The sequence below is a fragment of the Thiohalorhabdus denitrificans genome (assembly GCF_001399755.1).
Lineage (GTDB): Bacteria > Pseudomonadota > Gammaproteobacteria > Thiohalorhabdales > Thiohalorhabdaceae > Thiohalorhabdus > Thiohalorhabdus denitrificans.
Genome location: NZ_LJCP01000006.1, coordinates 213,368 through 237,994 on the forward strand (window position 1 = coordinate 213,368; position 24,627 = coordinate 237,994).

The following is a 24,627-nucleotide window of genomic DNA, read 5'->3' on the forward strand; positions in this document are numbered from 1 at the left end:
CTCTGACCTGAACCCAAAAAAAGAGCCCGGCGGGGTTGGTTTGGCGGCCACCCACCGGGCTTCACCCAGGTCAGATCTATGTCCCAGCCTATTCTCCCCACCCCTCCGGGTGAACCCTCTCAGCATTCCTACACCACCTGGATCGCTACGGCCAAAAAGGAATGGGCCAAGCAAGAGGCCCGAACCGCAAGGATCAATGGCGCCGGCCGCTACGCTGACCATCCTCACATCGACAAACTGGTTGAAGAGGCTGGCCGCCATGCCAGGGTCGACGTCGAGGTCTTTATCGGCCGGCTTCTTGAGCATGCCCATCCGGCTGGTTTGGACTCTAGGTCTGAGGATCCCGACATCCGCAAAAGGGCCAAGCAGCTAGCCTCCGTATGGTCCTACAAGGACTGGCTCCGTGTCTTTGAGTCGGATGCATGGCCCCTGGCCGCCGCCCAACTCGACGTGGCCCAAGTGGCACCCCCTCCAGGAACCCCGAAGGCAGCCGCCAAACGTGCAAAGAATGAGATGTGGTGGAGGCGGCGCCTACGGGACACACTTAGAACAGGTCGGGGGCGAATCGATACCCTGCTCGGCCTGGTCGAAAAGTACGTTTCCCCCTTCGCCGCCCAAAATCGTCGGGAACAAGAAACGAGGTCTCGGGAGACTCTTGAGCGGCTGGATGCCGTGAGCAATGAGGGTGACCGCGTGAATGTTGCCCAGGTTGCCGATGCGGGCCGCCGTGGGCGAGCTGCTCGCCTAAAAGCCCAGGCGTTTGGATATGCTGCCCGTGCTCAGGCGGAAGGTCTTACTGGGTATCTCGTCACCCTCACCTGCCCTTCCCGCATGCATCCCGGTTCCCATAAGTGGGACGGCACTATGCCGGACGAAGCCGCCGAATGGCTTAGGGAGCAGTGGCGGTTGTGGTACAACCGCGAAGGCCGCATGACCCAGAGCCGGGAACCGTTGCACGCCTATATGCTGTCCGTGGTCGAGCCTCATAAAGACGGAGCCCCACATCTCCATGCGGTCGTTTGGACCGACGAAGGGGACCGGCTAAGGGAGGGGCTGCGTGAATACTTCCTTTATGCCTCTGACCCCGAAGAACCGGGGGCCGATGAACGTCGTGTCCAAGTAGAGGCGGCCCGGAGCCAAGGTGGGGCCGTGGTTTACGCGCTTAAGTACGCGACCAAATACGCCACCCCGGAGGCCCTCACCCAGGAGACGGCCCCTAAAACAGAGCCCGAGTTTCGCCACGAGGACAATACTGTCGCCGTCCGAGCATGGCGGGGACAATGGGGAATACGGGGATTTGACTTCGCGGCCACGCACCAACAGGCTCCGCCCGTTGGAGTATGGGATGAACTTCGTAGGGTCCCCATGATGGATCCTACTCACCCTCTATTCCCCCAATGGCAAGCAGCCCAGGGAGCGGATTGGGCGGGGTTCATGGACTCTTGGTCCCAGGCCCCTTCCAGGGTCGTCTACGAAGTTAAGGTCAACGCCTACGGGGAGGAGGTGAGAGGTGCCCCCCGTGGAGTCGACCTCCGGGTTGGAGGCGCTTACCTCGAAACCCGCCCTTTGACTTGGTCTATTGAGCCAAAACCCCCGGAAGAAGACCCTGCCTGTTACGAAAAACCCGTCTCACCGGGCGTTGCAATTGTTGATAGAGGGCCAAGGGGGGCGACCGAACCTACGGGAACAGGGCCCAAAATGGCGGCCTTCCGGGGGACTGACCCCCCGCCACGAGACCTCGCGGTCTTTGATAGCGTTGCCGAGGACGACGACATTCCCTTCGACTACGAATAAAAGCAAAGGGGAAGGGCGGGATGTGCCTTGTTAGCAATTTTGGCTTAAAGGTAAGGCATTCTATTCGCATCCTGTTTCTTTGGATATGGAAACATTTCTTATTTTCCAGGAATTTGGCCTAACCTCTGTAGCATGGAATTTTGTTGTTTTAGGGGCTCCATTTTTATCAAACTGAACAACTCCGCAGACTTCTCTTTTTTTGTCTTCAAAGAAAAAGTGGGGTTCCGTTGCTACATGCATATTTTTAAATGCTGCCTTACTGTTTTTTGGGACTTTAAAATTTTCTTTCGCAGCTTTTTTAATTTCTTTAATTGTCCCGCTTTCCCAAGAATCCAGTTTTACTGGTGATGTAAGCATGTGGTATGCCCCTAAAACAATTAGAACAAGAGAAAATAAAAACCCGATAGATAGCATATCTTCAATTTGTATGCCCGTATAGCGCCCTAAAGCAGTAACAAAAAGAATAATAAAACCAATCCAAAAAATTACTTCCATAGAGTTTCCAATTACAAAGATGTTTGGCTTCTAGGGTATGAAGGATTGTACCCCTAAAAAAAGAGAAATTAAATTACTATAAACCTATTTGAAACAGCAGGCTGTTGAGGGGGGAGGGGGAGGAGACATTTTAAGGTTCCCCCTACTGGCCGGTGACTTCCCGAGCCCCCACTTGGCGGAATCTGGCTGTTTGCGCCTGCTCCGTGCGGGCCGGGCCTCCGGCCCAGTCCTCCTCCGCGGCCGGCGCCCTAGTGCGGCCACTTGCGGTCCACGATCTTCCGGCGGGGGTAGTACCCGCCGAGGACCGATAACCCCCAGCGCCCGGAGCTCCTCATGGCCGCAGCTTGCTTTGTTCCCCCCAGGGAGCCCGTTCTCGACCCGGGCATCCCGTCCCTACTCCGGGGTCTCCCCCGGGATCTCGTTACATTCATTCCGGCGGGGCCCGGAATGAATGTAACGCCAGGAGAAGGAGGGCCCGTTAACCGGTTAGCCGGGATGCCCGTGGGATCTCCGGCCCCCCTACCATGCTGGCTTGCTGGCCTCGCCGAGGATTCGCTTAACCTGGACGGTCTCCGTCAAGTAAAAGGAGAGCCAATGCCGAATCGCGGAAAAGGGGGAAAATCGTGAGCACTCAGCTTACTTTGCGAATCTCGGACGACCTTCTGGCCCAGGCCCAGGAGCAGGCCGGAGATAGCCGAGCGGAGGTCCTCCGCAGGTGGGTGGAGATGGGCGCCCGGGCCGAGGAATCCGTCCGCAACATCCAGGACCAGGTGGATGCCTTGCGGAGGGTGGTCGAGGAGCAGCAGGCCTTGATTGAGCGTCAGGCCGAGCGTCAGGCCCAGGAGGCCCAGGACGCCAAAGCTCGGGACGATGCCTTGGCCCGAAGGGTTGAGGAACTGATGAAGGGCCTCAAGGCCCAGGACCAGCACGCCCAGATTCTGAAGCGCGAAGTCTCGGGCCTCTGGCGGGGTCTCGGGGCGCAGCTCCTCAGTCGCCGTAAGCGCGACAACGAAGCGGCCCAGGCTGAGGCCCAGGAGCTCCGGGAGCTTGCTGGCCTCAAGTGAACCACTGCCGCCCCCCTCGGGGGATGAGATCGACGGCCCGGTCCAGCGCCGGGCCTTTCTCGTCCCTTGGGGCCGGTAGTGGTCCACGGCCGCAGCGCCGCTCGGGCCCCGGCTCGGAAGCGCAGCCGAAGGCGAGCATCCCAGCCGGGGAGCGGCGCAGGCAGAACCCAACCGAGGATGAGCACACAGCCGACGCACCTGTGCCGCTGGCATCGTCGGGCGGTTTCCGACATCCCAAAGGAGGAGGTCAACACACCCGACGCACCCTAGGTGCTGTACAAACGGGGGCTTCGTTGCGGCGCAGAAGCCCCCAGGAGCCCGTCTTACCGTGTCTTACCATTTGTCTTACCCCGTAAGACCCCTGCCAGCAGTGCCAGCATCCCTGCCAGCATTTGCCCCCGCTTGACCGCGCTTTCGGCGCGTCTTACTGCGTCTTATGGCTGCTGGCGGGGTCCGCATCCCACTAGAGATCCCGGACTAGGTGTGGGGTCAGTCCCTATTCGCCACAGACGAACGGCAAGGCGGAGCGCTTCATCCAGACAGCGCTCAACGAATGGGCCTATGCGGCGGAGTACAGCTCCTCCGAGCAGCGCCGCCAGCGGCTTCCCGAGTGGCTCAAGGAGTACAACTGGCTACGGCCGCATGGGAGCCTGAATGATCAGCCACCGGTCAGCGTGATCGGGTAACTGTGGACAACCTCTTGTTACAGCACAACTAGACCACGTAGTGCCCTGGACGGTAATACACAACACTCCTACTCTAGTAAGGAGCACTCGTAACTTACTACAAATAAAAGGACAACTGTATGAATATTAATAATCCAGCTAACTGTATTTTATTAGTACTGGCTATAGTGCTTACTGGCTGTGGCGGAGGTGGAGATGGAGGTGGTAGCTCCTCCAGTTCTTCCTTCATTCTCGAAGAGGGTATTGAAGTCTCAGATTCCACTCTCCGAACTTACCAAAACGGGGAGACCTGGGACTACTTGTTAGAAGGAACCCACGAAGATGGGTCTACAAAGGAAAACCTATCAGGAAGCTACAAAATATCCTATTTTACCAAAACGAAAACCGCTCCAGACACCCAGACCGTTGATACGGAAAGCATAAGCGGAAAACTAACCATCAGCGAGGGGTCCACTATAAATTCTAATATCCAAAATTATGTTTATCAGGATAGCAATGGAGACATGTATTATTATGGAGATCAAGAAGATGGATGGATTAAATCTGGTCCCGTCCTAAATACGCCTGGAACTATTTACACAGGGTACGCAAAGAGCCACAGCTTCACTTACGAGAACGGAGCCAGACACGAATCAACTGTAAACGTTGTCGGGACCGCCAAAGTGGAAACTCCTGCCGGTAGCTATGAGACCTACAAGATTGAGGGTTCCTCCACTATTACAGACACTGATGGATCCTACAAAAAATCCAATTCTACTTCTTGGTTTTCCCCGAAGCTAGGCCAGACAGTGATAAGAGAAAGGAATGTTTCCTACTACGACGCCTACGATTCCTTCGAAGATTCCTTTACCTGGACTATCAAGCTAACTGGGGGCAGTGCTACCTAACTGTGGGGTTTAACCGGTTTACGGTATTAACCGGTTAGGGCCGATCTAAACCGGTTAGAACTAAGAGTTGTCGCAGGGTTGTAAACAGGCTACGAAATGAGCAGCCCGTGCCCGCCGGCGGCGGCCACCTCCAGGGCCCGCTTGGCGGGCGCCTGCCCCCGCACGTCGGCCAGGTCGGGCGGGTGGTGGTCCGGGGGCGCCCCGGGAGCGGCGGGCGCCAGGTCGGACTCGCCGCGCAGGAAGGCGGTGACGGCGGTGAGGGAGGCGGCGCCGTGGACGGGAACGGTGCCCGCCACGGCCGCCTCGGCGGCGTTGGCCTCGGGCACCAGGAGCGCCTCCCCGGAACCGGCCAGGGCCAGAGCCGCGGCGAGGGCCCCGTGCACCGGGCGCAAGCGCCCGTCCAGGGTCAGCTCGCCAAGGAACTCCCGGCCCGCCAGGGCCTCCGCCGGCAGCTGGCCGGAGGCGGCCAGGATCCCCAGGGCGATGGGCAGGTCGAAGCGCCCGCCCTCCTTGGGCAGGTCCGCGGGGGCCAGGTTGACGGTGACGCGCGCGGTGGGGAAGTCGAAGCCGCTGTTCACCAGCGCGGCGCGCACGCGGTCCTTGGCCTCCCGCACCGCCGCCTCCGGCAGGCCCACGATGGCCAGCGCCGGCAGGCCGCCGGCCAGGTCCACCTCCACCTCCACGGCGGGGGAATCCACCCCCGCCAGGGCCCGGCTGCGTACCACCGCGTGGCCCATGCGCCCCCTTTCCCGCTGTGCCCCGGAGGGGGCCCGTTACTTGCGCGGCTCGTTGGGATCCCAGTCGGTGGAGGGATCCGCCGGATCCTCGGCCAGCGGCTCCGCGTCGAAGTGGGTCTCGCCGCTCCCCTCGGGGCGCTCGACGCCGAGGCGGGCCTCCAGCTCCTCCACCCGCTTCAGGGTGGCGTCCAGGGCCTGCTGCTGGCGGTCGAACTCCTCCCGGGTGATCAGGTCCATGCGCTCCAGGACGGGGCGGATCGCGTCGCGGACGGCCTGCTCCATGCGCTCCGGGGGCAGGCCCAGGCGGCCCAGGGCGCCGCCGATCTCGCGGGCGAGATTGTCCAGCAGGCTGGTGGTGGATTGGCTCATGGCTCCCTCCCGGGACGATGGGGAAAAACGCGGATTTCGCCCCATCCTAGCAGAGACTTGGGCGTTCCGGACCAGCCCCCGCACCCCGCGAAACGGGCCCGCCGGAGCGCGGGTTTTCCCATCCGTTTCAGGAACGTCCTATAATCCCCCCGAGCCTCCGGTACGCCGTCCGGAAAACCCCGCCAGCCCAAGGGATCGCCAGCCGCCATGACCGACCGGTCCACGCCCCCCTTCGTCCGCTCCTTCCGCGACGCTGCGCCCTACGTCCACGCCTTCCGGGGGCGGACCTTCGTGGTGGTGTTCGGCGGCGAGATGGTGGCCGAGGGCCAGTTCACCGCTCTGGCCCACGATCTGGCCCTGCTCAACAGCCTCGGCGTGCGGCTGGTGCTGGTGCACGGCGCGCGGCCCCAGATCGAGGACCGCATCGCCGCCCACGGCGCCGCGCCGCGCGTGGAACGGGGCTGGCGGGTCACCGACGCGGCCGCCCTGGGGGCGGTGAAGGAGGGCGTGGGCCGGTTGCGCCTGGAGGTCGAGGCGGCCCTGTCCATGGGCATGGCCCATACCCCCATGGCCGGGGCGGCTCTGCGGGTGGTGTCCGGCAATTTCCTTCGGGCGCGGCCGGTGGGGGTGCGGGACGGGGTGGACTACGAATACACCGGGGAGGTGCGCAGCGTGGACGTGGAGGGCATCCGGCGCTGCCTGGACGCCGACGAGATGGTCCTGCTGTCCCCGGTGGGCGCCTCCCCCACCGGCGAGCTGTTCAACCTGCGCGCCGAGGAGGTGGCCTCCGCCGCCGCCGGGGCGCTGCGGGCCGACAAGCTGCTGTTCCTCGTGGACGCACAGGGGCTGGAGGACATCGACGGTCGGCTGCAGGGCCACCTGGCCCCGGAGGAGGTGACGCGGGTCCTGGAGGCGCGCGCCGACTTGCCGGAGGAGATCGCCTTGCACCTGCACACCGCCGTGGACGCCTGCGCCGCCGGGGTGCGGCGGGTGCACCTGGTAAGCCGCCACCGCGACGGGGCCCTGCTCCAGGAGCTGTTCACCCGCGACGGCGTGGGCACCCTGGTCACCGCCGAGCGCTACGAGGAGACCCGGCCGGCGGGCGAGGACGACATCGGCGGCATCCTGGAGCTGATCGAGCCGCTGGAGGCCGAGGGGGTGCTGGTGCGCCGCGGGCGGGAGCGCCTGGAGACGGAGATCGGCGACTACCTGGTCATGGAGCGCGACGGGGCGGTGGTAGCCACCGCCGCCCTCCATCCCTTCCCCGACCAGGGGGTGGCGGAGCTGGCCTGCCTGGCGGTGCATTCGGACTACCGCGGCGAGGGCCGGGGCGAGGCCCTGCTGGAGGAGGCGGAGGCGAGCGCCCGGGAGCGGGGCCTGAGCGGGCTGTTCGTGCTCACCACCCGGGCCGCCCACTGGTTCCTCGAGCGGGGCTTCACCGAGGTGGGGCTCGACGCCCTGCCGGTGGAGCGCCGCGCCCTGTACAATCTGGACCGCCGCTCCAAGGTCTTCTGGAAGGACCTCGGCTGACCGGACGGGAACCGGGGCCCGCCCCGGTTGCCCTATACCCTGTCAGGTACGCGGCCGTACGCAACGTTGGGGAAGACCCTGCCCATGGACGATTCGCTGTTTTTCCTGCCCGCCTCCGAGGAGCACGTGGCCCGGGAGAAGGCCAAGGCCCGCGAGCTGCGGCGCAGCCAGTGGTGGAAGCGCCGTCGCGCCAAGGGGGTGTGCCACTACTGCGGGGAGTCCTTCCCGCCCCGCGAGCTCACCATGGACCACGTGGTGCCCATCATCCGCGGCGGCGAGACCACCAAGGGCAACGTGGTGCCCGCCTGCCCCGACTGCAACGCCGAGAAGAAGTACCAGCTGCCCCTGGAGTGGCAGGGGGTGCTCGACGGCGACGACTAAAGGCGAACGGCAGGAAAACGCCGAAAAAAACGCCAAACCGCCAAGGACGCCAAGGCACGCCAAGAAAACCAAAATTGGCTATCTGGACCGGTCAGGAAGGCAGTTGAAAACCAGAGCTCGGCTACTGTGGGAGCGGCCATCGGCCGCGACCGAGTCGTCCCTTGCGGCAGGTCGCGGCTGGTAGGCGCTCCCACAAACCGCTTTCCTGAGCCAACCGGATAGCCAATTAATAGAAAAGGCACCCCCTCGGGGGTGCCTTTTTGCTTCCGGCCCGCTGCGCCTGCCTCAGAAGGCGGCGTCCAGGCCCATCAGCAGGTAGTGCTCGCGCTCCCGGTGGGCGAAGTCGTTGGTGTCCTGGAAATCGTAGTTGGCCTCCACCACGCCGCGCACATTGCTGGCGAAGTAGTAGGAGGTGGTGAAGGTCAGGGTGTTGAGGTTGAGGCCGTCGTAGCGGGTGTTGGCGAGGTCGTCGTTGACAGTTACCCCGAAGTCGGACAGTTGCACCTCGTCGAGATCGTCGGCGTCGCCGTAGTTGTACAGCAGGGAGAAGGCCCACTCGGGGCTCATGATCCAGTCCACCCCGGCGAAGCCGCCCCACCAGCTGTAGTCCTCGCCCTCCTCCAGGAAGTCGCCCCACTCGTTGTAGAGCCCCTGCAGGTACCAGTAGACGTCGCCGCCGACCTGGCCGGAGAGGTCGAGGCCGGCGATGCGCTTGTCGGCGGTGTGGCCGGGCAAACTGTCAGGTGCATCGATGTTCCCGGCCTCCTGCTGGAAGCCGTTGGGCTGCTGCCCGGCGAAGCCGAACACGCCGATCCCCACGCCGGCCACGTCGGTGGCGATGCGCCCGAATACCGACTTCTGGTCGTTGTTGTCGAAGCTGTGGTCGGGCCGGCTGTAGCCGCTGGCGGTCAGGGTGCGGCTCTCGTCGATGCCGTTGCTGTTGACCACGCCCAGGGCCAGGTCCACGGGGCCGAGACCGCGCTCCAGCAGCAGGCCGCGCTCGTAGGTGATGCCCGCCATGCGGTAGGGGATGTAGTCCTGGAAGGACAGGCGCACCTCGCGGGGGAACATGAGGTCGGAGACCTGGAACTGGCCCAGCATGGCCTCCACCCCGGTGCCGAAGACGTCGTCGTGGCGGAGCCAGGCGTCCTCGATGAGGACGGTGCCGTTCTCGCCCTTCTCGGCGAGGATGCCGTAGAAGTAGGTGTTGATGTGGTCGGTGAGGGGCGCGCCGCCGAGCAGCTTGATGAAGTAGGGGCTCTGCAGGTCCACGTTGGCGGCCTCCTCGCCCTCGGCGGCCCGGTCGGCGGAGCGGAGCTGGCCGAAGCCCTGGATGCGCACCGCCAGGGGGACGGAGTCCGGCAGATGCAGCCGGTCGTCGCCGTAGCTCTCCCGCTTGTCCTTCCAGTTGGGCAGCCGGTAGCCGTTGGCGGCGAAGTCCTCGCCGAAGCTGTTCAGCTTGGGCACGGCGGCGTGGCAGGTGTTGCAGCTCATCTCGGTCTGCCGGGCGAAGGCCGGGATGGCCGAGGCCTGCTGGGGCAGCAGGGCCAGCAGGCCGGCCAGGGCCACAAGCCCGGTCCCGATGCGGGCGGTAATGCGGGTCATCGGTGTCGCTCCTCCTGGGGTTGACGCTGGAAGGGGGCGGCGGACATCTGGGGAACGGAGTGGGGACAGTCTAGCAGGGCCCGCTGAAAGCAAACTTAATCCGGGTCAAAGGACGGACAGGAGGGCCGGGTATCCGGCCCATTCCGGCGGCTGCAGCTAGTCGGCGGCGAACAGGCGGGAGACCTCGAAGACATGCTCCTCGTCGGAGCCCTCGGGCTGGACGTGGACTTCGAGGCGCACCTTCTCGGGCGGGTTGATGCGGAAATCGGACAGGTAGTAGATGGCCTCCCCTTCGTCCACCTCCCGCATCTCCAGATCGCGGCGCTGAGAGGAGAGGTTGACGGCCACCGCCCAGACCTTGGCCCGGACCGGCTTCTCCTCGCCGCCGTTGCCCGTTTTGCGGACGGCCACGGTGACCAGGCCCCGGTGGTCGCTGCGGGTGATGCCGTATTCCCGGGCGACCTGCGGCGTGAGGTTGGAGGTGAGCATGGTGCCGTGGTGGATTACGTAATCGCCGAACAGCTTCTGGGCGCTGACGGAGGCCGGGGCGACGGCCAGGAGGAGGCAGAGGCCCAGGAGCAGGCTCACGTGGCGCATAGGACACTCCTTTCACCGGACTTGCCGGTAGCTGCCGGATGTCCTTCCAGTGTAGGCCGGGCCTCTGCGGGATGCCAGGGGAAAGAGGCGGTTACGTGCTCATCCCCGGGCCGCGCTGGATGCGGTACATGGCGGTGGCGCCGAACAGGTTGGGGACTTTCCGGGCAAGCAGCCCCGAGTGCCCGCGCCGGTCCAGGACGCGCCGCTCCAGGATCTCGATGTCCTCCTTGGTGCAGAGGGACTCGAAATCGCGCAGGGTGTGCAGGTGGATGTTGGGGGTGTTGTACCAGTTGTAGGGCAGGCTGGGCGTGCGCGGCATGCGTCCCCCGGCGCACAGCTGGTAGCGGGCCAGCCAGTGGCCGATGTTGGGGAAGGAGACGATGGCCTCCCGGCCCACCCGCAGCATCTCCCGCAGGAGGAAGTGCGGGTAGCGGATGGCCTGCAGGGTCTGGGAGAGGACGACGAAGTCCACCGAGTCCGCCTCGAAGTCCTCCAGGCCCGTGTCCAGGTCGGTCTGGATCACGGGCACGCCCTTCTCGATGCAGGCGATGATGTTGTTGATGTTGATCTCCACGCCGTAGCCGGAGACCCGCTTGTGGTCCCGCAGGCGGGCCAGCAGGGTGCCGTCGCCGCAGCCCAGGTCGAGGATCCGGGCCTCGGGGCTGACCCAGTCCTCGATGACGTCGAAATCGACCCGGAAGCGCATGGACGCGTGCTTCATAGCCCCCACTCCCGGGCCAGGTGGTCCATGTAGGCCCGCACCATGTCGTGGTAGGGGCCGATCTTGAGCAGGAAGGCGTCGTGGCCCTGCGGGGCCTCGATCTCGGCGAAGGTCACGTCCAGATTGTTGGCGTACAGGGCGTGGGTGATCTCCCGCGAGCGCTCCGCGGAGAACCGCCAGTCGCTGGAGAAGGCGATCACCAAAAAGCGGTTGTCCGAGCGGGCGAAGGCCTGGGAGAGGTCGCCATCGTGGGCCCCGGCGGGGTCGAAGTAGTCCAGGACCTTGGTGAGGTAGAGGTAGCTGTTGGCGTCGAAGCGGTCCACGAAGCGCCGGCCCTGGTAGCGCAGGTAGCTCTCCACCTCGAAGTCCACGTCGAAGCCGTAGGACAGCGGCTGACCCTTGCGCAGGTCGCGGCCGAACTTGTCCCGCATGGCGTCCTCGGAGAGGTACGTGATGTGGCCGATCATGCGGGCCAGGGCCAGGCCGCGCCGCGGGGTGTCGCGCTCGTAGTAGCGGCCGCCGTGGAACTCGGGGTCCGTCATGATGGCCTGGCGGGCCACCTCGTTGAAGGCGATGTTCTGCGCGGAGAGCTTGGGGGCGGCGGCGATGGCCAGGCAGGCGTCGAGGCAGTCGGGGTAATCGATGGTCCACTGCAGGGCCTGCATGCCGCCCAGCGAGCCGCCCACCACCGCCACCCACTTGGCGATCCCCATGCGCTCCATCAGCCGGCGCTGGGAGGCCACCCAGTCCTTGACGGTGACGATGGGGAAATCGAGGGCGTAGGGCTCGCCGGTGCCGGGGTTGGTGCTCGCCGGGCCCGTGGAGCCCTTGCAGCTTCCCAGGACGTTCACGCACACCACGAAAAAGCGCCGCGTGTCCAGGGGCTTGCCGGGGCCGATCATGTTGTCCCACCAGCCCGGCTTGCGGTCCTCCATGGACTGGTAGCCGGCGGCGTGCTGGTCCCCGGACAGGGCGTGGCAGACGAGCACGGCGTTGGAGTGGTCGGCGTTGAGCGTGCCGTAGGTCTCGTAGGCCAGCTCGAAGCGCTCCAGGCGCTCGCCGCTCTCCAGCTCCAGCGGCTCGTCGAAACGCTCCACGGCCCCTTCCACCAGGCCGACGGAATCTTCCGGGATGGTTTCCGGCATGGGCTATCGCGTGTCCTTAGAGCCTACCCGCGCGGGCTAACGCGGTGGGTGGCGCCATTGTACACGTTCCGGTCCCCTTCCGGGCCTCCCGCCGCGCGGGGGGGAACGGGGGCCGGATTCGGCAAAGGGGTTACGGTTCCGGGGCGGGCGCCAGGAACTCCCCGGGCTCCCCGGAGTGGCCGCGCACGCGCACCCGGTCCCCCGCCACCTCCAGGCGGCCCTCGGCGAACCAGCGCACCGCCTGGGGGAGGAGGCGGTGCTCCACGGCCTGGACGCGCCGGGCGAGGGTCTCGGGGGTGTCCGTGTCGTCCACCCGCACGGCACCTTGCGCAATGATGGGGCCGGCGTCCAGGTCGTCGGTGACTAGGTGGACGGTGGTGCCGTGCAGACGGCACCCCGCCTCCAGGGCCTTGCGGTGGGTGTCCAGGCCGCGGAAGGCGGGCAGCAGAGAGGGGTGGACATTGATCATCCGGCCGCTGAAGGGGGCGGTGAACTCGGGGGTGAGGATGCGCATGAAGCCGGCGAGCACCAACAGGTCGGGCTCGAAAGCGCCTACGGCATCCCGCAGGGCGACGTCGAAGGCGGCGCGGTCGGCGTATTCCGTGTGGTCCACCACCTGCGCCGGCACGCCGGCCTCCCGGGCGCGCTCCAGGGCGTAGGCCTGTGGGCGGTTGCTTACCACGCCGACGATCTCGGCGCCCAGCTGGCCCTCCGCCGCCCGGTCCAGCAGGGCCTGGAGGTTGGTGCCGCCGCCCGAGACGAGGACCACGCACCGGCAGCCGTCAGTCATGGAGCCGCACCCGCTCCTCGGCGTCCGTGGTCAGCCGGCCCACGCGGTAGCCCGTCTCGCCGGCGGCATGCAGGGCGTCCAGGGCCGCCTCGGCCTGCGCCTCGGGCACCACCGCCACCATGCCCAGGCCGGCGTTGAAGGTGGCGAGCATCTCCGCCTCGGAAATTGCCCCCTGCTCCTGGATCCAGTCCAGGATGGGCGGCCGCGGCCAGGCGCCGCGCTCGAGCTCGGCGCCCAGGCCCTCGGGCAGGCTGCGCGGCAGGTTGCCAGGCAGGCCGCCGCCGGTGATGTGGGCCAGGGCCCGGACGTCCACCGCCTCCAGCAGGGCCCGGACGGCGGCGACGTAGATCCGCGTGGGGGTGAGCAGGGCCTCGCCGAGGGTGGTGTCGCCGAAGGGCGCGTCGAGGGCCGTTCCGGTATCCTGGAGGAGGCGGCGCACCAGGGAGAAGCCGTTGCTGTGCACGCCCGAGGAGGGCAGGCCGATCAGGACGTCCCCGGCGTCCGCGCGGCTGCCGTCAATGAGCCCGTCCCGCTCCACGACGCCCACGGCGAAGCCGGCAAGATCGTAGTCGGCGCCGGCGTACATGCCCGGCATCTCGGCGGTCTCGCCGCCCAGCAGGGCGCAGCCCGCGGCCTCGCAGCCGTGCACGATGCCCGCCACCACGGCGCTGGCGCGCTCGGGGTCGAGCTTGCCGGTGGCCAGGTAGTCGAGGAAGAACAGGGGCTCGGCGCCGCAGACGATGAGGTCGTTGACGCACATGGCCACCAGGTCCACGCCCACGCTGTCGTGGCGGTCCAGCTCGATGGCCAGGCGCAGCTTGGTGCCCACGCCATCGGTGCCGGCCACCAGCACGGGGTCCCGGTAGCGGTCGGAGGCGAGGCGGAACAGGCCGCCGAAGCCGCCCAGGCCGCCGAGTACCTCCGGCCGGCTGGTGCGCTTGACCAAGGGCTTGATGCGGTCGACGAAGGCGTCGCCGGCCGCCACGTCCACGCCCGCTTCTTTGTAGGTGAGGGGTTTGCCGGAGTTCTCGGCCACTTGCGCGCTCACGGGGATTGCAGGGGGGAATCGGTAGATTGGGAATGGTAAAGCAAATGCGGGGGCGCCAAAAGGCCGCCCGGGGCTCGCAACGGTTGACGCGCGGCGGGGGGTGGCCTAGGTTTCCGCGCATGCACTCCTTCCCCCGTCGCATCATGCTCGGTCTTCTCGCGCTCCTTCTGGGCGCCCTGGCGGGCCCCGTCCCCGCGGCCCAGGTGGAGAACCTCTACCAGGCGGTGGTGGACAAGGAAGACCTGGATCTGCTGGAGACCGATGGCGGCCAGGGATCGTCCCTGGCCGGGGACGGCGGGCGCCGGGCCCTGATGCGGGCCGCCCTGGCCCGGGTCCTGATCCGCCTGAGCGGAACCTCCGAGGTGGTCGCCGATTCCCAGGTCCGCGCGGCGCTCCTGGAGCCCGTGCAGGATTTCGTCAGCCGCTACCAGGTCCTCCGCGGGGACTCCTCCGGCACCCGCCTGCGGGTCCGGTTCAGCGAGCAGGCCGTGCGCGAGGGGCTCTGGGAGCAGGGCTGGCCGGTGTGGGGCCGCTACCGGCCCGGAGTGGTGGTATGGGTCGCCCGGCGCGGAACCGGCAGCCGGAACCCCATCTCCCCGGACAGGGAGCCGGCCCTGTTCGACGCCCTGGAGGCAGCGGCGGAGCAATACGGCCTGCCCCTGCTGGTGCCCCTCATGGACGGTACGGACCGCGACCGCATCTCCGGGCGCGACCTGCTGTTCGAGGACTGGGAGCGGATCAAGACCGCCTCGGAGCGCTACGACCCCGATGCCATCCTCGTGGTGCGCGTGGGCGAGGGGGAGCGCAGCGGAACACGCGTGGACTGGGTGCTGCGGCGCGGCGGCGAGGACCGCACCTTCTCCAGCAGCGCCGACGGCCTGGAGGGCGCCCTCCAGCGCGGCATGGAGCGCCTCCTGGCGGGCATGGCGCGCGACTATGCGGTGGAGCCGGGGCGGGGTGTGCCCATGGAGGCCGCTGTTGAGGGGGTTCGCACCCTCGAAGAGTTGGCGCAAGTGGAGCGGGGCCTGGGGCGGCTGGCGGCCATCGATGCCGTCATGCCCGCCCGGACCGTGGGCAGCGAGGCCCGCTTCCGCTTCCGGTTCCGGGCCGACCCGGAGCGGGCGGCGCACATCGTGAGCCTGCTCGACATCTTGGAGCCCGAGGAGCGGGATTCCCGCGCAGCGGAGCCCGGGGATCGGCAGGACGCGGAGGAGGACGGCAGCGCCCTCCTTCACTTCACCTACCGGCCATGAACCTCCCCAACGCCCTGTCCCTGCTGCGGCTCGCCGCGGTTCCCTTTCTGGTCCTGCTGCTCCATGACGGCCGCCACGGCGCGGCCCTGGGGCTGTTCGTGCTGGCCGGCCTCACCGACGCCGCCGACGGCTTCGTCGCCAAGCGGTTCGGGCAGGAGACCCGCCTGGGCAAGGTGCTGGACCCCATCGCCGACAAGGCCCTGGTGGTGACCGCCTACGTGACCCTGGGCTGGATGGGTCTGATCCCCTTTTGGCTGGTGCTCGCGGTGGTAACCCGGGACCTGGTGATCCTGGTCGGCGCCCTGGCCTACCACTATCTGACCGGGGCCCTGGAGATGGCCCCCTCCGTCCTTTCCAAGTTCAACACGGCGCTCCAGCTGGCCCTGGTGGCCCTGGTGCTGCTGGAGGCGGTCCTGGCCCTGGGGCTGGGCGAATGGCTGGGCTGGCTGGCGGTGGCGGTTCTGGCCACCACGGTGGCCTCGGGGCTGCAGTACGTCCTGGTCTGGGTCCGCAAGGCCTGGGCCCACGAGTCCGCGGAGGGGTAGCCGCCGTGGCCGGTCAGCTGCCGCTGGTCCTGGATCGTCCCGACGCCCACCGCCTGGAGCTCTTCGAGCCCGGGACGGAGTGCCGCGAGGCATGGTCCCGGGTTTGGGCCGTGATCGAGGGCCGGGAGCGCTTCGCCTTCCTGTGGGGCGAGGCCGGCAGCGGCAAGACCCACCTGCTGGAGGGTGCCGCGCGGGAGGCCAGGGGGACCTACCTGGATCTGGCCTCCATGCACGAAGAGGTGACCGCCGCCGGGCTTGACCCGGAGCAGGTGCTGGATCCGGGGCTGGGGCCGGGTCTGGTGGCCGTGGACGGCCTGGAAGCCGTGGCGGGGGAGGATGCCTGGGAGCGGGCGGTCTTCCACCTCTACAATCAGGTAAACGAGGAAGGGGGCCGGCTGCTGGCGGCCGCGCGGGGGAATCCCGGCTCCCTCGGTCTGTGCCGCGAGGAGCTGCGGACCCGCTTGAGCTGGGGGGGCAGCTATCCGCTGGGACGGCTTTCGGACGAGGAGCGGCTGGAGGCTTTGCGCCGGCACGCCGAGGCCCGGGGGCTGGCGCTGAAAACCGAGGTGGGGCGCTTCCTGCTGCGGCACTACAGCCGCAGCCTGCCGAGCCTGGTGGCGGCCCTGGAGCGGCTGGACGCCGCGGCCCTGGCGGAGCGGCGGCGCCTCACGGTGCCTTTCATCAAGGCGCGGCTGGGCCTTTGAGGGCGGCCCACCCCGGGTCCTAGCGCTCCTTGCGCATCCAGTAGGCCCAGATGACCACCCAGCCGACCACGATGGCGATCGCGCCCACCACGGTGATCAGGGACAGGATGCCGATGGGGCTGCTCAGCAGGATCTCGAGCATGGTCTCTCCTATGCGTGTGGCAGGGTGCTGGAAAACCCTTGGGGAGGCCTTCCCCGAGCGCCTCGGGCCGTGATCCGGCCTCCCCGGCGGGGTCGCGCAGCCGCCTGCCGGGGCGGCCGGCGGGAGATGAATACCCCTTTGTTTGACAGGGGAATGTAGCCGCGTGGGACGGGGGTGTCAATGCTGTCCGTCCCGGGCCCCGTTACCGGAGGACCAGTATATGCAGTGCTTGGCGGAAGCCCGCGACCGCAGCGTCTGGCACGTGGCCGGGGGCGAGGAGGAGCCGGCGGTTTACCTGATCCGGGACCGCCAGGCGGGGGGCATCCTGGTGAACACCCCGACCTTCGACCCGGCCTTGGCCGAACGGCTCCGGGAGGGGGGCGGAGTGCACTTCCTGTTCCTGCCCAGCCGCCACGGCGCCCAAGACCTGGATCGGTGGCGGGAGGCCCTGGGGGCCGAGGCCCTCGCCGGGCAGGATGAGGTGGAGGGGATCGAGGGGACGGTGGACCGGCCCCTGGACGGGTCCATCCGCCTGTCGCGGACCGTCGTGTTCTACACCATGTCGGGGCGGACGGCGGGCAGCACCGCCTTGTTCTGCAAGAACAAGCCCGGGTTCCTGTTCCTGGGGCCGATCCTGGAGCCCGGGGAGGACGGCTGGCCCACCCTGGTGGCCCACGCCGACGATTGGTCCTGGGAGAACCGCGTGATGGGAGGGCTGGGGCTGCAGGACCTGAAGTTCGAGTACGTCTTTACGGACTGGCTGGATGAGCACACCCGGTTCGGCCCGGGGGCCGCACCGGCGGTGCGGGCGGCCCTGGAGCGATTCTACGCCTGATCCCGGTCCGACGGCTGTCCCGGGGGCGGCCGGCCCGAACGGGTCGGGTCAGGCGGAGGAGCGCTCCTCCTGCGGCGTACCCGGGGTCAGCGGCTCGTGGTCCGGAGGGCTGGTGCGCAGGAAGTCGATGAAGGTGTCGGCGGCGGGCAGGCTGCGCGCCTGCGGGGCCCGGACGGCCCAGAAGGTGCGTTTGAGGTTGAGTCCGCGCACGGGGAGCAGCACCAGGAAGCCGCTGGACTGGGCGTCCCGAACCGTCAGGGAGGACAGCACGGTCAGGTGCTCCCCGCTTTTCAGCATCTGCAGGATGGCGTGGTTGGAGCCCACCTCCAGCTCCGGCTCCAGCGGGGCCAGGTTGGCCTCTTCCAGGTAGTGGTCCAGGGTGTCCCGGGTGCCCGAGCCCCGCTCCCGGAGGATGAAGCGCCCCCGGGTGAATTCCTCCAGGGTCAGGCTGCCCTTGGCGGCCCAGGGGTGGTTCTGGCCGCAGGCCACCACCAGCATGTCCTCGCCCACCTTCTGGGCCGGCAAGCCGCTCTCCCCGGGGTCGCCCTCCACCAGCGCCACGTCCACGGATCCTCCCGCGGCCTGCCGCAGGCCTTCCCGCCCGTATAGGACCCGGGATTCCACGGTCACCTGGGGGTGGGCCACGTCAAAGCGCATCAGCACCTGGGGCAGCCAATGGTCGCCGATGGTGAGGCTGGCGGCCACCCGCAGGTGGCCGTTCTCCGCCGCGCGCATGCGCTCGAGCTCCCGAAGCAGGCCGGCGAAGCTGTCGGTGATGGCCACGGCGTGCTCCAGGACCCGCTCCCCGGCCTCCGTCAGACGGTTTCCGCCGTGCTCCCGGTGCAGCAGCCTGGTGTCCAGCGCCGTCTCCAGGGCCTGCAGGTGCTTGCTGACGTTGGGCTGGTTCCAGCCGAGCTGCTGGGCCGCTCCGGTGAAGGTCCCGGCCTCGGAAACGGCCCGCAGAGCCATCAGCCCGCGCACCGGGGGAACCCGACGATGCCATTCCATTAAGGAACCCTTTTTTTGGCGTTGTTCGGGAGGGGGGAGTCCGTGGAATTTGGCGGATGATACAACGAATTGGCATCGAGACAAAGCCGCTGTATGGGTATCTGCCGTTATTCTGTAACGGACAAGCCCGCCGCAATCGCCCTGGGTCTCTGTGGGCGGTGTGGGTCGGCACGGCACCGCCTGGCGGGGGGTGCCGGCCCATACCGCTAACGGGCGGGACCGTACCGCGGTTCCCGCTTCCTTCCAGGCGGCGGGATGCCGGAACGGGAGGGCCGTTCCGAGCTTAACCATTCCAAAATGGAATCATTATATACAAAGTCTACCTTGGACATCCTCTCCGAAAACCCCGACCATTCGCGGCCTCGTTGGCGTTGCAAAGTTGCTAATCGGAAAATCGGGGTATTCTTAAATGAATCTCTATCTGCCCGTGGCAGAGATGAGTGTCAACATCTTCCTGCTGCTGGGGCTCGGCGGGGTGGTGGGCATCCTGTCGGGCCTGTTCGGCGTGGGGGGCGGCTTCCTGCTCACCCCCCTGCTCATGATGATGGGGGTGCCGGCCCCAGTGGCGGCGGCCACGGACGCCAACCAGATCGTGGCGGCCTCGGTCTCGGGGACCATCGCCCACATGCGCCGGATGAACGTGGACTTCAAGATGGGCACCTACATGGTGGTGGGTGGCCTGGTGGGCAGCAAGCTGGGCGTCGAGGTCGTGGAGCAGCTAAAGGCCCTGGGCCAGATCGATTTCGTCATCACGGTCCTGTTCGTGGTCATGCTCGGCACCATCGGCAGCTTCATGTTCCTGGAGGGACTGCGGGCCCTGCGTGGCGGGGCCGCCGAGCAGGCGGCGGCCAAGCCGGCCAAGGAGCCCCGGGTGCGCCTGCCGCTGCGGACCTACTTCCCCACCTCGGGCCTGGAGACCTCCGTCCTGGTGCCGTTGGGCGTGGGAGCCTTCGTGGGCGTCCTGGCGGCCATCATGGGCGTGGGAGGCGGCTTCATCATGGTCCCGGCCATGATCTACCTGATCGGCATGCCCACCCAGGTGGTGGTGGGCACCTCCCTGTTCCAGATCCTGTTCACCACCGCCAACACCACCTTCTGGCAGTCGGTGCAGAACCAGACCGTGGACATCGTTTTGGCCCTGCTCCTGCTTATCGGCTCCGTGGTGGGCGCCCAGGTGGGCACCCACCTCGGCAGCAAGCTGCAGGGCGAGCAGCTGCGCATCCTGCTGGCGCTGATCGTGCTGGCCACGGCGGTCAAGCTGCTCATGGACCTGGTGCTGGTGCCGGCGGATCTGTTCGTGGTGGGCGCCGGAGGAGGGCACTGATGCGGTTGCTAGGCGCCATTCTGGGATTGACGATGTTCGCCGCCACCGGCGGAGCCGGGGCGGAACTGGTGACCGATGTCTCCGACGACCGGGTCTCCGTCACCTATCGGTACGAGGGCGAGGAGCTGCTGCTGTTCGGCAGTCTTCCGGAGGGCTCGGAGGGCGTCCTCATCGAGGTCCGGGGACCCGAGGAGGCGCAGAACGTCTCGCGCAAGGGCAAGGTGGCCGGGCTGTGGATGAACGTGGAGAGCCAGCGGTTCGAGGGGGTGCCCGGTTTCTACGCCCTGCTGAGCGACGATTCCCTGGAGAAGGGCATGGACGAGCAGCGGCGCGCGGCGCTGGGCGTGGGCCCCGAGGCCCTGTTCCGGCAGGCCCGGTGGCAGCGAGACGGCCAGGAGCTGGCCGCCGAGGAGTACTTCCAGGGCCTGCTCGGCCACATGCGGCGGGCGGAGCTCTTCCAGGTGCTGCCGGGCAGCGTCGAGGTCCGGGAGGGGCGGCTGTTCCGCGCCGCGGTGGACCTGCCCGCCCGGATCCCGGTGGGCGAATACGAGATCGTGACGCGCGCCCTCAAGGATGGTGAAGTGACCCACCGGGACGTGCAGCGGCTTTCGGTGGCCAAGGTCGGCATCGAGAGATGGCTGTACGATATGGCCCATGAGCAGCCCGCCACCTATGGGGTCATGGCGGTGCTGGTGGCCCTGTTCGCCGGCTGGTTCGTTGGCATGGTGACCCGCGGGGAGGCAGAGCACTGATGGCCCAAGACGACAATACCTCCAGTCCGGTCCCGGCCCGGGACCGCAAGATCCTGGCCTGCGTGGACGGCTCCGAGAACAGCAAGGTGGCGGCGGCCTTCGCCGCCCGTCTGGCGCGCCTGACCGGCGCCCACCTGAGCCTCCTCCATGTCCTGCACCTTCCCACCTTCAGCCACTGGGCCAACGTCAAGGCCCAGATGAAGCGGGAGATCCGCGAGGAGGCCGAGGGCATGGTGGCCGAGGTGGCCAAGGGCGTGGAGGAGTCCTGCGGCATCATGCCGGAGTTCTTCATCCTGGAGGGCCTGCCCCGGGAGAAGATCGTGGAGACGGCCCGGGAGGACCGGGCCATCCGCATGGTGGTGGTGGGGGCCTCCGGTGAGCAGGGCCACCGGCGCGCGGCGGTGACGGGCTCGCTGGCCCGCCACCTCGGTGACCGGCTGACCTCCGACCTGCCCTGTCCCCTGCTCATCGTCCCGCCGGAGATGGATTCCGACGAGCTGTGCGAGGGGATCGAGGCCATCGCCCGGTAGCGTCCTCCCCTGTCCCCGGGCCGTTAGGGATGGCCCGGGGAACCCGGAGGCCCTTCCGGGATCCAAAGCCTGTGCCATTCGCTGCCAGTTGATTTGGCGGGATCCCCCAAGGGTTGCCAAGGCCTTAGGGGGGCGGCATGATTGGGCTTTGGCAAGCCTCGGACAGGGCGTGGATTTGGGAGGAATGCAATGACCGAAAAGGTCGATCTGGATGAAATCGAGCTGGAGCCGGATTACCGGCCCAGCCCCGACGAGCCCTACATGAATCCCAAGCAGCTGGCCTTTTTCCGGCGCAAGCTGCTGGACTGGCGCAACCAGATCGTGGAGGACACTACCCACACGCGTCAGAACATGAACGAGTCGGAGAACCAGGCCGACGAGGTGGACCGGGCGAGCCAGGAGACCGAGCGCTACACCGAGCTGCGCACGGTGGAGCGCGAGCAGCGCCTGCTCAGCAAGATCGACGCCGCCCTGCGGCGCATCGAGAACGGCGAGTTCGGCTACTGCGAGGTCACCGGCGAGCCGATCGGCGTCCGGCGCTTGGAGGCCCGGCCCGTGGCCACCCTAAGCATCGAGGCCAAGGAGGCCCAGGAGCGCCAAGAGCGCCAAATGGCCGAGGATTGATCCCGTCCCTGTACGGGGCTTGAGCGGGGGCCTTCCGCGGCGCGGAAGGCCCCCAGCTTGTTCGGGAGCCGAACATGGAGGAGCGTGCAGTGAGTGAGCGCCAGTTCCAGCCCCTGGGCTGCGCGGTGGTGACGGTCTCGGACACCCGCGCGCCCGCCACGGACCGGTCCGGCGATCTGGTGGCGGGACGTCTGGAGGATGCAGGACACCGGCTGGAGGATCGGCGCATCGTCCGCGACGACCGGGCGGAGCTGGAGGATGCGTTCCGGGAGCTGGTCGCCGGCACCGGGGTGGAGGTGGTGGTCTCCACGGGGGGCACGGGGCTCACCGGCCGGGACGTCACCCCGGAGGCCGCGAGCGCGGTGTTCACCAAGCCGATCCCCGGCTTCGGCGAGCTGTTCCGCTGGCTGAGCTACGAGGAGATCGGCCCCTCCACCATCCAGTCCCGCGCCCAGGCGGGTCTGGCCGATACCACCCTGATCTTCAACCTCCCGGGCAGCTCGGGGGCCTGCCGCCTGGCCATGGACGCCATCATCCTCCCCCAGCTGGACCTCCGCACCCGGCCCTGCAACTTCGCCGAGATGATGCCCCGCTTCGCCGAACGCTGACCCCCCGCTTCCTTCCGCACCCAGCCTCCGTTGTGCCGCCCTCCCGCCGGACGGTTGCCCCGCTACCGGTGGGGGCGCCGGAATACGAGGGCCAGGGCGAAGACCAGCACCTGGAGCAGGACGATCAGCGCCCCCACGGGGGCGTTGAGCGGATAGCTCAACAGCAGCCCGCCCACGGCGGTGACCAGGCCGATGCCCGCCGCCAGCAGGGAGACCCGGGCGAAGGTGGTGCCCAACAGACGGGCGCAGGCGGCGGGCACCACGAAGAAGCTGGCCACCAGCACGATGCCCACCAGCTTCACCGCGGCGACAATGGCCAGGGCGCTCAGGGCGAAAAAGGTGTAGTCCAAAAAGCGCACCGGCAGGCCCGAGGCCTGGGCCAGCTCGCGGTCGAAGGTGAGCAGGGTCAGCCCGCCCCAGGCGGGTAGCACGAAGCCCAGCACCACCACCGCCACCGCCGCCATCCAGGCCAGGTCCACCGACTGGATGGCGAGGATCGAGCCGAACAGATAGGCGGACAGGGAAGCGTCGGCGTTGGACAGGGCCAGGAGGATCACCCCGCCGGCCATGCCGGCGGCGAAGAACACCCCCACCACGGTGTCCTCGGCCAGGGCCCCGCGCCGACGCAGGAAGGCGATCAGCAGCCCCAGGGCCACCGCCACCGGCACGGCCACCAGGAACGGGGCCACCCCCAGATACAGCCCGAGGCCGATGCCGGAGAAGGCCCCGTGGCTTATGCCGGAGGCCAGGAAGCTCAGCCGCCGTTGGACCAGGAACACCCCCAGGAGCCCGCCCAGTACGCCGGTGACCGCCGCCGCGGCCAGGGCCCGCTGCATGAAGGGGAAGGCCAGGATCTCAAGCATGGTCCGGCCCCAGCACATGGGCGTGGCCCATGTGGCCGAAGGCCCGCCGCAGGCAGTCCTCGGTCAGGACCTCGGCGGAGGGGCCCACGCCGATGACCCGATGGTTGAGGATCAGGGAGGTGTGGGCATGGTGGCGGGCGACCTCCCAATCGTGGGTGATCATGGCGATGGCCACTCCGGGGTGCTCGGCCTGGTAGGTCTCCAGGTACTGGTAGAGGTCGTACTCCCCGGTGCGGTCCACCCCCGCGGCGGGCTCGTCCAGGAGCAGCAGGTCGGGATCGGCCACCAGGGCCCGGGCCAGGTAGACCCGCTGCAGCTGCCCGCCGGACAGGGCCGCCAGGGGGCGGTCCTCGTAGTCCCCTGCCCCGACACGCTCCAGCGCCCGGCGCGCCTGCTCCCGGAGCCGCCGGGCGGGACGCGCGGGCCAGGACCCCGTGATCCCGGAAATCACCACCTCCCTGGGCCGGCCCGGGAAGGAGCGGTCGAAGTTCTTGATCTGGGGGACATAGCCCACGCGGCGGGCTCGGTTGCGGATGGTGCCCGCGTAGGACTCCAGGCCGAGGATGCAGCGGAACAGGGTGGTCTTGCCCGAGCCGTTCGGGCCGAGCACGGCGAGGAACTCGCCGGGGGAGACGCGGAAGGAGACCCGGTCCAGGGCGATCACCTCCCCGTAGCGCACGGAGAGGTCCTCCACCTCCAGCAGGGGGTCGGTCGAATCAGCCGTCATAGGCGTCCCGGACCTGGCGAGCGTTGTAGCGGAGCAGGTCCGGATAGGCCTGGATGTCGCCCTCGAAGCCCAGGGGGTCGAGGACCCCCACCGCGATCCCCGCCTCGTCGGCGAGGGCCTGCACGGGGGCCTTGGGTAGCTGGGGCTCGCGGAAGATGGCCGGGATATCCTCCTCGCGGATGGTGTCCAGCAGCTCCCGCACCCGCTTGGGTGAGGGCTCGTTGCCCGCGAGGTCCAGGTAGGTGCCCGCCACCTCCATGTCGTAATGGCGGAAGAAGTATTCGAAGGCCGGGTGGTAGGTCACCACCCGCCGGGTGGGCAGGTCGGCCAAAAGCTCCCGCGCCTCCTCGTCGGCGGCCCGGATGTCCGCCACGAACTGCTCGGCGTTGGCGGCGAAGGCGGCGGCGCGTTCCGGGCGCAGCTCGCCCAGGCGCTCCGCCAGCGCCTGGGCCACGCGCACCATGACCTCCGGGTTTAGCCAGATGTGCCCATTGACGGCCCCCCGCTGGTCGCGGACGGGCTCGTAGGGAACCGTCTCCGACACCGTGAGGAGCTGCTCGCTGCGGGCGGTGCGCCCGAGGTGGTCCTCCACCTGCTGCAGCCCCAGGCCGTTGCGGATTACCAGATCCGCCTCCTGGACGTGGGCGATGTCGGCGATGGAGGGCTCGAAGTGGTGGGGGTCCTTCCCGCGCTCCACCAGGACGCGGACCTCCCCTTCCCCGCCGGCCACGGAGCGCGCGGCCATGGCGTAGGGGGGAATGGAGGTGACGATTTCCAGCGGCGCCGCGGCCGCCAGGGCCGGGACCAGGGCCAGGCAGGCGAGGACACGGGCCAGCAGTCGCGGCGCGGGCGGCATGGGGGCT

27 protein-coding genes and 2 pseudogenes are annotated in these 24,627 nt (G+C 67.7%); 15 read left to right on the forward strand and 14 right to left on the reverse strand.

The window, feature by feature from the left end; all coding sequences use genetic code 11:
- Positions 1 to 78: 78 nt before the first annotated feature.
- Positions 79 to 1,794 carry a replication endonuclease gene (locus tag AN478_RS14815; protein WP_082432745.1) on the forward strand — a complete coding sequence of 572 codons (1,716 nt, stop codon included), beginning with the start codon at positions 79 to 81 and terminating at the stop codon, positions 1,792 to 1,794.
- A gap of 60 nt (positions 1,795 to 1,854) precedes the next feature.
- Here the strand turns inward: AN478_RS14815 and AN478_RS13860 are convergent, their stop codons facing one another.
- Positions 1,855 to 2,289: a hypothetical protein gene (locus AN478_RS13860; RefSeq protein ID WP_143004112.1), complete on the reverse strand. Its 435-nt coding sequence runs from the start codon at positions 2,287 to 2,289 to the stop codon at positions 1,855 to 1,857.
- 623 nt (positions 2,290 to 2,912) lie between these two features.
- Here AN478_RS13860 and AN478_RS02455 point away from each other — a divergent pair.
- From AN478_RS02455 to AN478_RS13865, 3 genes and pseudogenes are all read left to right on the forward strand, one after another.
- The gene (locus tag AN478_RS02455; protein ID WP_054965034.1) at positions 2,913 to 3,353 is read left to right on the forward strand and encodes a hypothetical protein; all 441 of its coding nucleotides are present in this window, start codon (positions 2,913 to 2,915) and stop codon (positions 3,351 to 3,353) included.
- Between the two features lie 494 nt (positions 3,354 to 3,847).
- Positions 3,848 to 4,071 (forward strand): annotated as a pseudogene (locus tag AN478_RS13445) (integrase core domain-containing protein); the annotation flags it as partial.
- An 87-nt stretch (positions 4,072 to 4,158) separates the two neighbouring features.
- Entirely contained in the window at positions 4,159 to 4,926 is a 768-nt protein-coding gene (locus AN478_RS13865; RefSeq protein WP_143004113.1) for a hypothetical protein, read from the forward strand.
- Positions 4,927 to 5,021: 95 nt separating this feature from the next.
- Here AN478_RS13865 and AN478_RS02460 read toward each other — a convergent pair.
- Together AN478_RS02460 and AN478_RS02465 are read right to left on the reverse strand one after the other, a co-directional pair.
- A pseudogene (locus AN478_RS02460) lies at positions 5,022 to 5,663 on the reverse strand (magnesium chelatase domain-containing protein); the annotation flags it as partial.
- Positions 5,664 to 5,699: 36 nt separating this feature from the next.
- Positions 5,700 to 6,032, reverse strand: coding sequence for an accessory factor UbiK family protein (locus AN478_RS02465; protein WP_054965036.1), 333 nt, complete (start codon positions 6,030 to 6,032; stop codon positions 5,700 to 5,702).
- A 207-nt stretch (positions 6,033 to 6,239) separates the two neighbouring features.
- Between AN478_RS02465 and argA the strand changes: the two genes are divergently transcribed.
- Complete coding sequence (gene argA, locus AN478_RS02470; RefSeq protein WP_054965037.1) at positions 6,240 to 7,562, forward strand: amino-acid N-acetyltransferase; 1,323 nt, start codon at positions 6,240 to 6,242, stop codon at positions 7,560 to 7,562.
- An 84-nt stretch (positions 7,563 to 7,646) separates the two neighbouring features.
- Complete coding sequence (locus tag AN478_RS02475) at positions 7,647 to 7,943, forward strand: HNH endonuclease (protein WP_054965038.1); 297 nt, start codon at positions 7,647 to 7,649, stop codon at positions 7,941 to 7,943.
- A 285-nt stretch (positions 7,944 to 8,228) separates the two neighbouring features.
- Here the strand turns inward: AN478_RS02475 and AN478_RS02480 are convergent, their stop codons facing one another.
- From AN478_RS02480 to purM, 6 genes are all read right to left on the reverse strand, one after another.
- Positions 8,229 to 9,548, reverse strand: coding sequence for a hypothetical protein (locus AN478_RS02480; protein ID WP_054965039.1), 1,320 nt, complete (start codon positions 9,546 to 9,548; stop codon positions 8,229 to 8,231).
- 156 nt (positions 9,549 to 9,704) lie between these two features.
- On the reverse strand, positions 9,705 to 10,145 hold the full coding sequence (locus tag AN478_RS02485; protein ID WP_054965040.1) for a DUF4426 domain-containing protein: 441 nt from the start codon (positions 10,143 to 10,145) through the stop codon (positions 9,705 to 9,707).
- Between the two features lie 91 nt (positions 10,146 to 10,236).
- Positions 10,237 to 10,866: a methionine biosynthesis protein MetW gene (gene metW, locus AN478_RS02490; protein WP_231627318.1), complete on the reverse strand. Its 630-nt coding sequence runs from the start codon at positions 10,864 to 10,866 to the stop codon at positions 10,237 to 10,239.
- The gene (metX, locus tag AN478_RS02495) at positions 10,863 to 12,011 is read right to left on the reverse strand and encodes a homoserine O-succinyltransferase MetX (protein WP_054965041.1); all 1,149 of its coding nucleotides are present in this window, start codon (positions 12,009 to 12,011) and stop codon (positions 10,863 to 10,865) included. The genes metW and metX overlap by 4 nt, the downstream gene beginning before the upstream one ends.
- Positions 12,012 to 12,141: 130 nt before the next feature.
- Complete coding sequence (gene purN / locus AN478_RS02500; RefSeq protein ID WP_054965042.1) at positions 12,142 to 12,801, reverse strand: phosphoribosylglycinamide formyltransferase; 660 nt, start codon at positions 12,799 to 12,801, stop codon at positions 12,142 to 12,144.
- On the reverse strand, positions 12,794 to 13,849 hold the full coding sequence (purM, locus tag AN478_RS02505; RefSeq protein ID WP_054965043.1) for a phosphoribosylformylglycinamidine cyclo-ligase: 1,056 nt from the start codon (positions 13,847 to 13,849) through the stop codon (positions 12,794 to 12,796). Before purM ends, purN begins: the two co-directional genes overlap by 8 nt.
- Before the next feature lie 119 nt (positions 13,850 to 13,968).
- Between purM and AN478_RS02510 the strand changes: the two genes are divergently transcribed.
- The 3 genes from AN478_RS02510 to hda are packed head-to-tail and all read left to right on the forward strand — an operon-like array spanning position 13,969 to position 16,351.
- Positions 13,969 to 15,102, forward strand: a complete 1,134-nt coding sequence (locus tag AN478_RS02510) for a DUF2066 domain-containing protein (RefSeq protein ID WP_054965044.1) — start codon at positions 13,969 to 13,971, stop codon at positions 15,100 to 15,102.
- Entirely contained in the window at positions 15,099 to 15,647 is a 549-nt protein-coding gene (locus AN478_RS14650; RefSeq protein WP_054965045.1) for a CDP-alcohol phosphatidyltransferase family protein, read from the forward strand. The genes AN478_RS02510 and AN478_RS14650 overlap by 4 nt, the downstream gene beginning before the upstream one ends.
- Before the next feature lie 5 nt (positions 15,648 to 15,652).
- Positions 15,653 to 16,351 (forward strand): DnaA regulatory inactivator Hda, encoded by a 699-nt coding sequence (hda, locus tag AN478_RS02520; protein ID WP_054965046.1) that lies wholly within the window; start codon positions 15,653 to 15,655, stop codon positions 16,349 to 16,351.
- Between the two features lie 19 nt (positions 16,352 to 16,370).
- Here the strand turns inward: hda and AN478_RS13870 are convergent, their stop codons facing one another.
- A complete protein-coding gene (locus AN478_RS13870; protein WP_143004115.1) occupies positions 16,371 to 16,493 on the reverse strand; it encodes a DUF3149 domain-containing protein in 123 nt (40 codons plus the stop codon).
- Between the two features lie 220 nt (positions 16,494 to 16,713).
- Between AN478_RS13870 and AN478_RS02525 the strand changes: the two genes are divergently transcribed.
- Entirely contained in the window at positions 16,714 to 17,328 is a 615-nt protein-coding gene (locus AN478_RS02525) for an MBL fold metallo-hydrolase (RefSeq protein ID WP_054965047.1), read from the forward strand.
- A 48-nt stretch (positions 17,329 to 17,376) separates the two neighbouring features.
- Here AN478_RS02525 and AN478_RS02530 read toward each other — a convergent pair whose 3' ends face one another.
- Positions 17,377 to 18,336: a LysR family transcriptional regulator gene (locus AN478_RS02530; RefSeq protein WP_054965048.1), complete on the reverse strand. Its 960-nt coding sequence runs from the start codon at positions 18,334 to 18,336 to the stop codon at positions 17,377 to 17,379.
- Positions 18,337 to 18,745: 409 nt separating this feature from the next.
- Here AN478_RS02530 and AN478_RS02535 point away from each other — a divergent pair, with 409 nt between their 5' ends.
- From AN478_RS02535 to moaB, 5 genes are all read left to right on the forward strand, one after another.
- Positions 18,746 to 19,660, forward strand: coding sequence for a sulfite exporter TauE/SafE family protein (locus AN478_RS02535; RefSeq protein ID WP_054965049.1), 915 nt, complete (start codon positions 18,746 to 18,748; stop codon positions 19,658 to 19,660).
- A complete protein-coding gene (locus tag AN478_RS02540; RefSeq protein ID WP_082432754.1) occupies positions 19,660 to 20,412 on the forward strand; it encodes a TIGR02186 family protein in 753 nt (250 codons plus the stop codon). The genes AN478_RS02535 and AN478_RS02540 overlap by 1 nt, the downstream gene beginning before the upstream one ends.
- Complete coding sequence (locus AN478_RS02545) at positions 20,412 to 20,942, forward strand: universal stress protein (protein WP_054965051.1); 531 nt, start codon at positions 20,412 to 20,414, stop codon at positions 20,940 to 20,942. Before AN478_RS02540 ends, AN478_RS02545 begins: the two co-directional genes overlap by 1 nt.
- A 189-nt stretch (positions 20,943 to 21,131) precedes the next feature.
- Complete coding sequence (gene dksA, locus AN478_RS02550; protein ID WP_054965052.1) at positions 21,132 to 21,566, forward strand: RNA polymerase-binding protein DksA; 435 nt, start codon at positions 21,132 to 21,134, stop codon at positions 21,564 to 21,566.
- 74 nt (positions 21,567 to 21,640) lie between these two features.
- Positions 21,641 to 22,174 carry a molybdenum cofactor biosynthesis protein B gene (moaB, locus tag AN478_RS02555; RefSeq protein WP_054965053.1) on the forward strand — a complete coding sequence of 178 codons (534 nt, stop codon included), beginning with the start codon at positions 21,641 to 21,643 and terminating at the stop codon, positions 22,172 to 22,174.
- Positions 22,175 to 22,236: 62 nt separating this feature from the next.
- Here moaB and AN478_RS02560 read toward each other — a convergent pair whose 3' ends face one another.
- Genes AN478_RS02560 through AN478_RS02570 form a run of 3 tightly spaced genes read right to left on the reverse strand, consistent with a single transcriptional unit; the run spans position 22,237 to position 24,620 of the window.
- Positions 22,237 to 23,037 (reverse strand): metal ABC transporter permease, encoded by an 801-nt coding sequence (locus AN478_RS02560; protein WP_054965054.1) that lies wholly within the window; start codon positions 23,035 to 23,037, stop codon positions 22,237 to 22,239.
- Complete coding sequence (locus tag AN478_RS02565) at positions 23,030 to 23,764, reverse strand: metal ABC transporter ATP-binding protein (RefSeq protein ID WP_054965055.1); 735 nt, start codon at positions 23,762 to 23,764, stop codon at positions 23,030 to 23,032. The genes AN478_RS02560 and AN478_RS02565 overlap by 8 nt, the downstream gene beginning before the upstream one ends.
- Positions 23,754 to 24,620, reverse strand: a complete 867-nt coding sequence (locus tag AN478_RS02570; protein ID WP_054965056.1) for a metal ABC transporter substrate-binding protein — start codon at positions 24,618 to 24,620, stop codon at positions 23,754 to 23,756. The genes AN478_RS02565 and AN478_RS02570 overlap by 11 nt, the downstream gene beginning before the upstream one ends.
- Between the last annotated feature and the right edge of the window lie 7 nt (positions 24,621 to 24,627).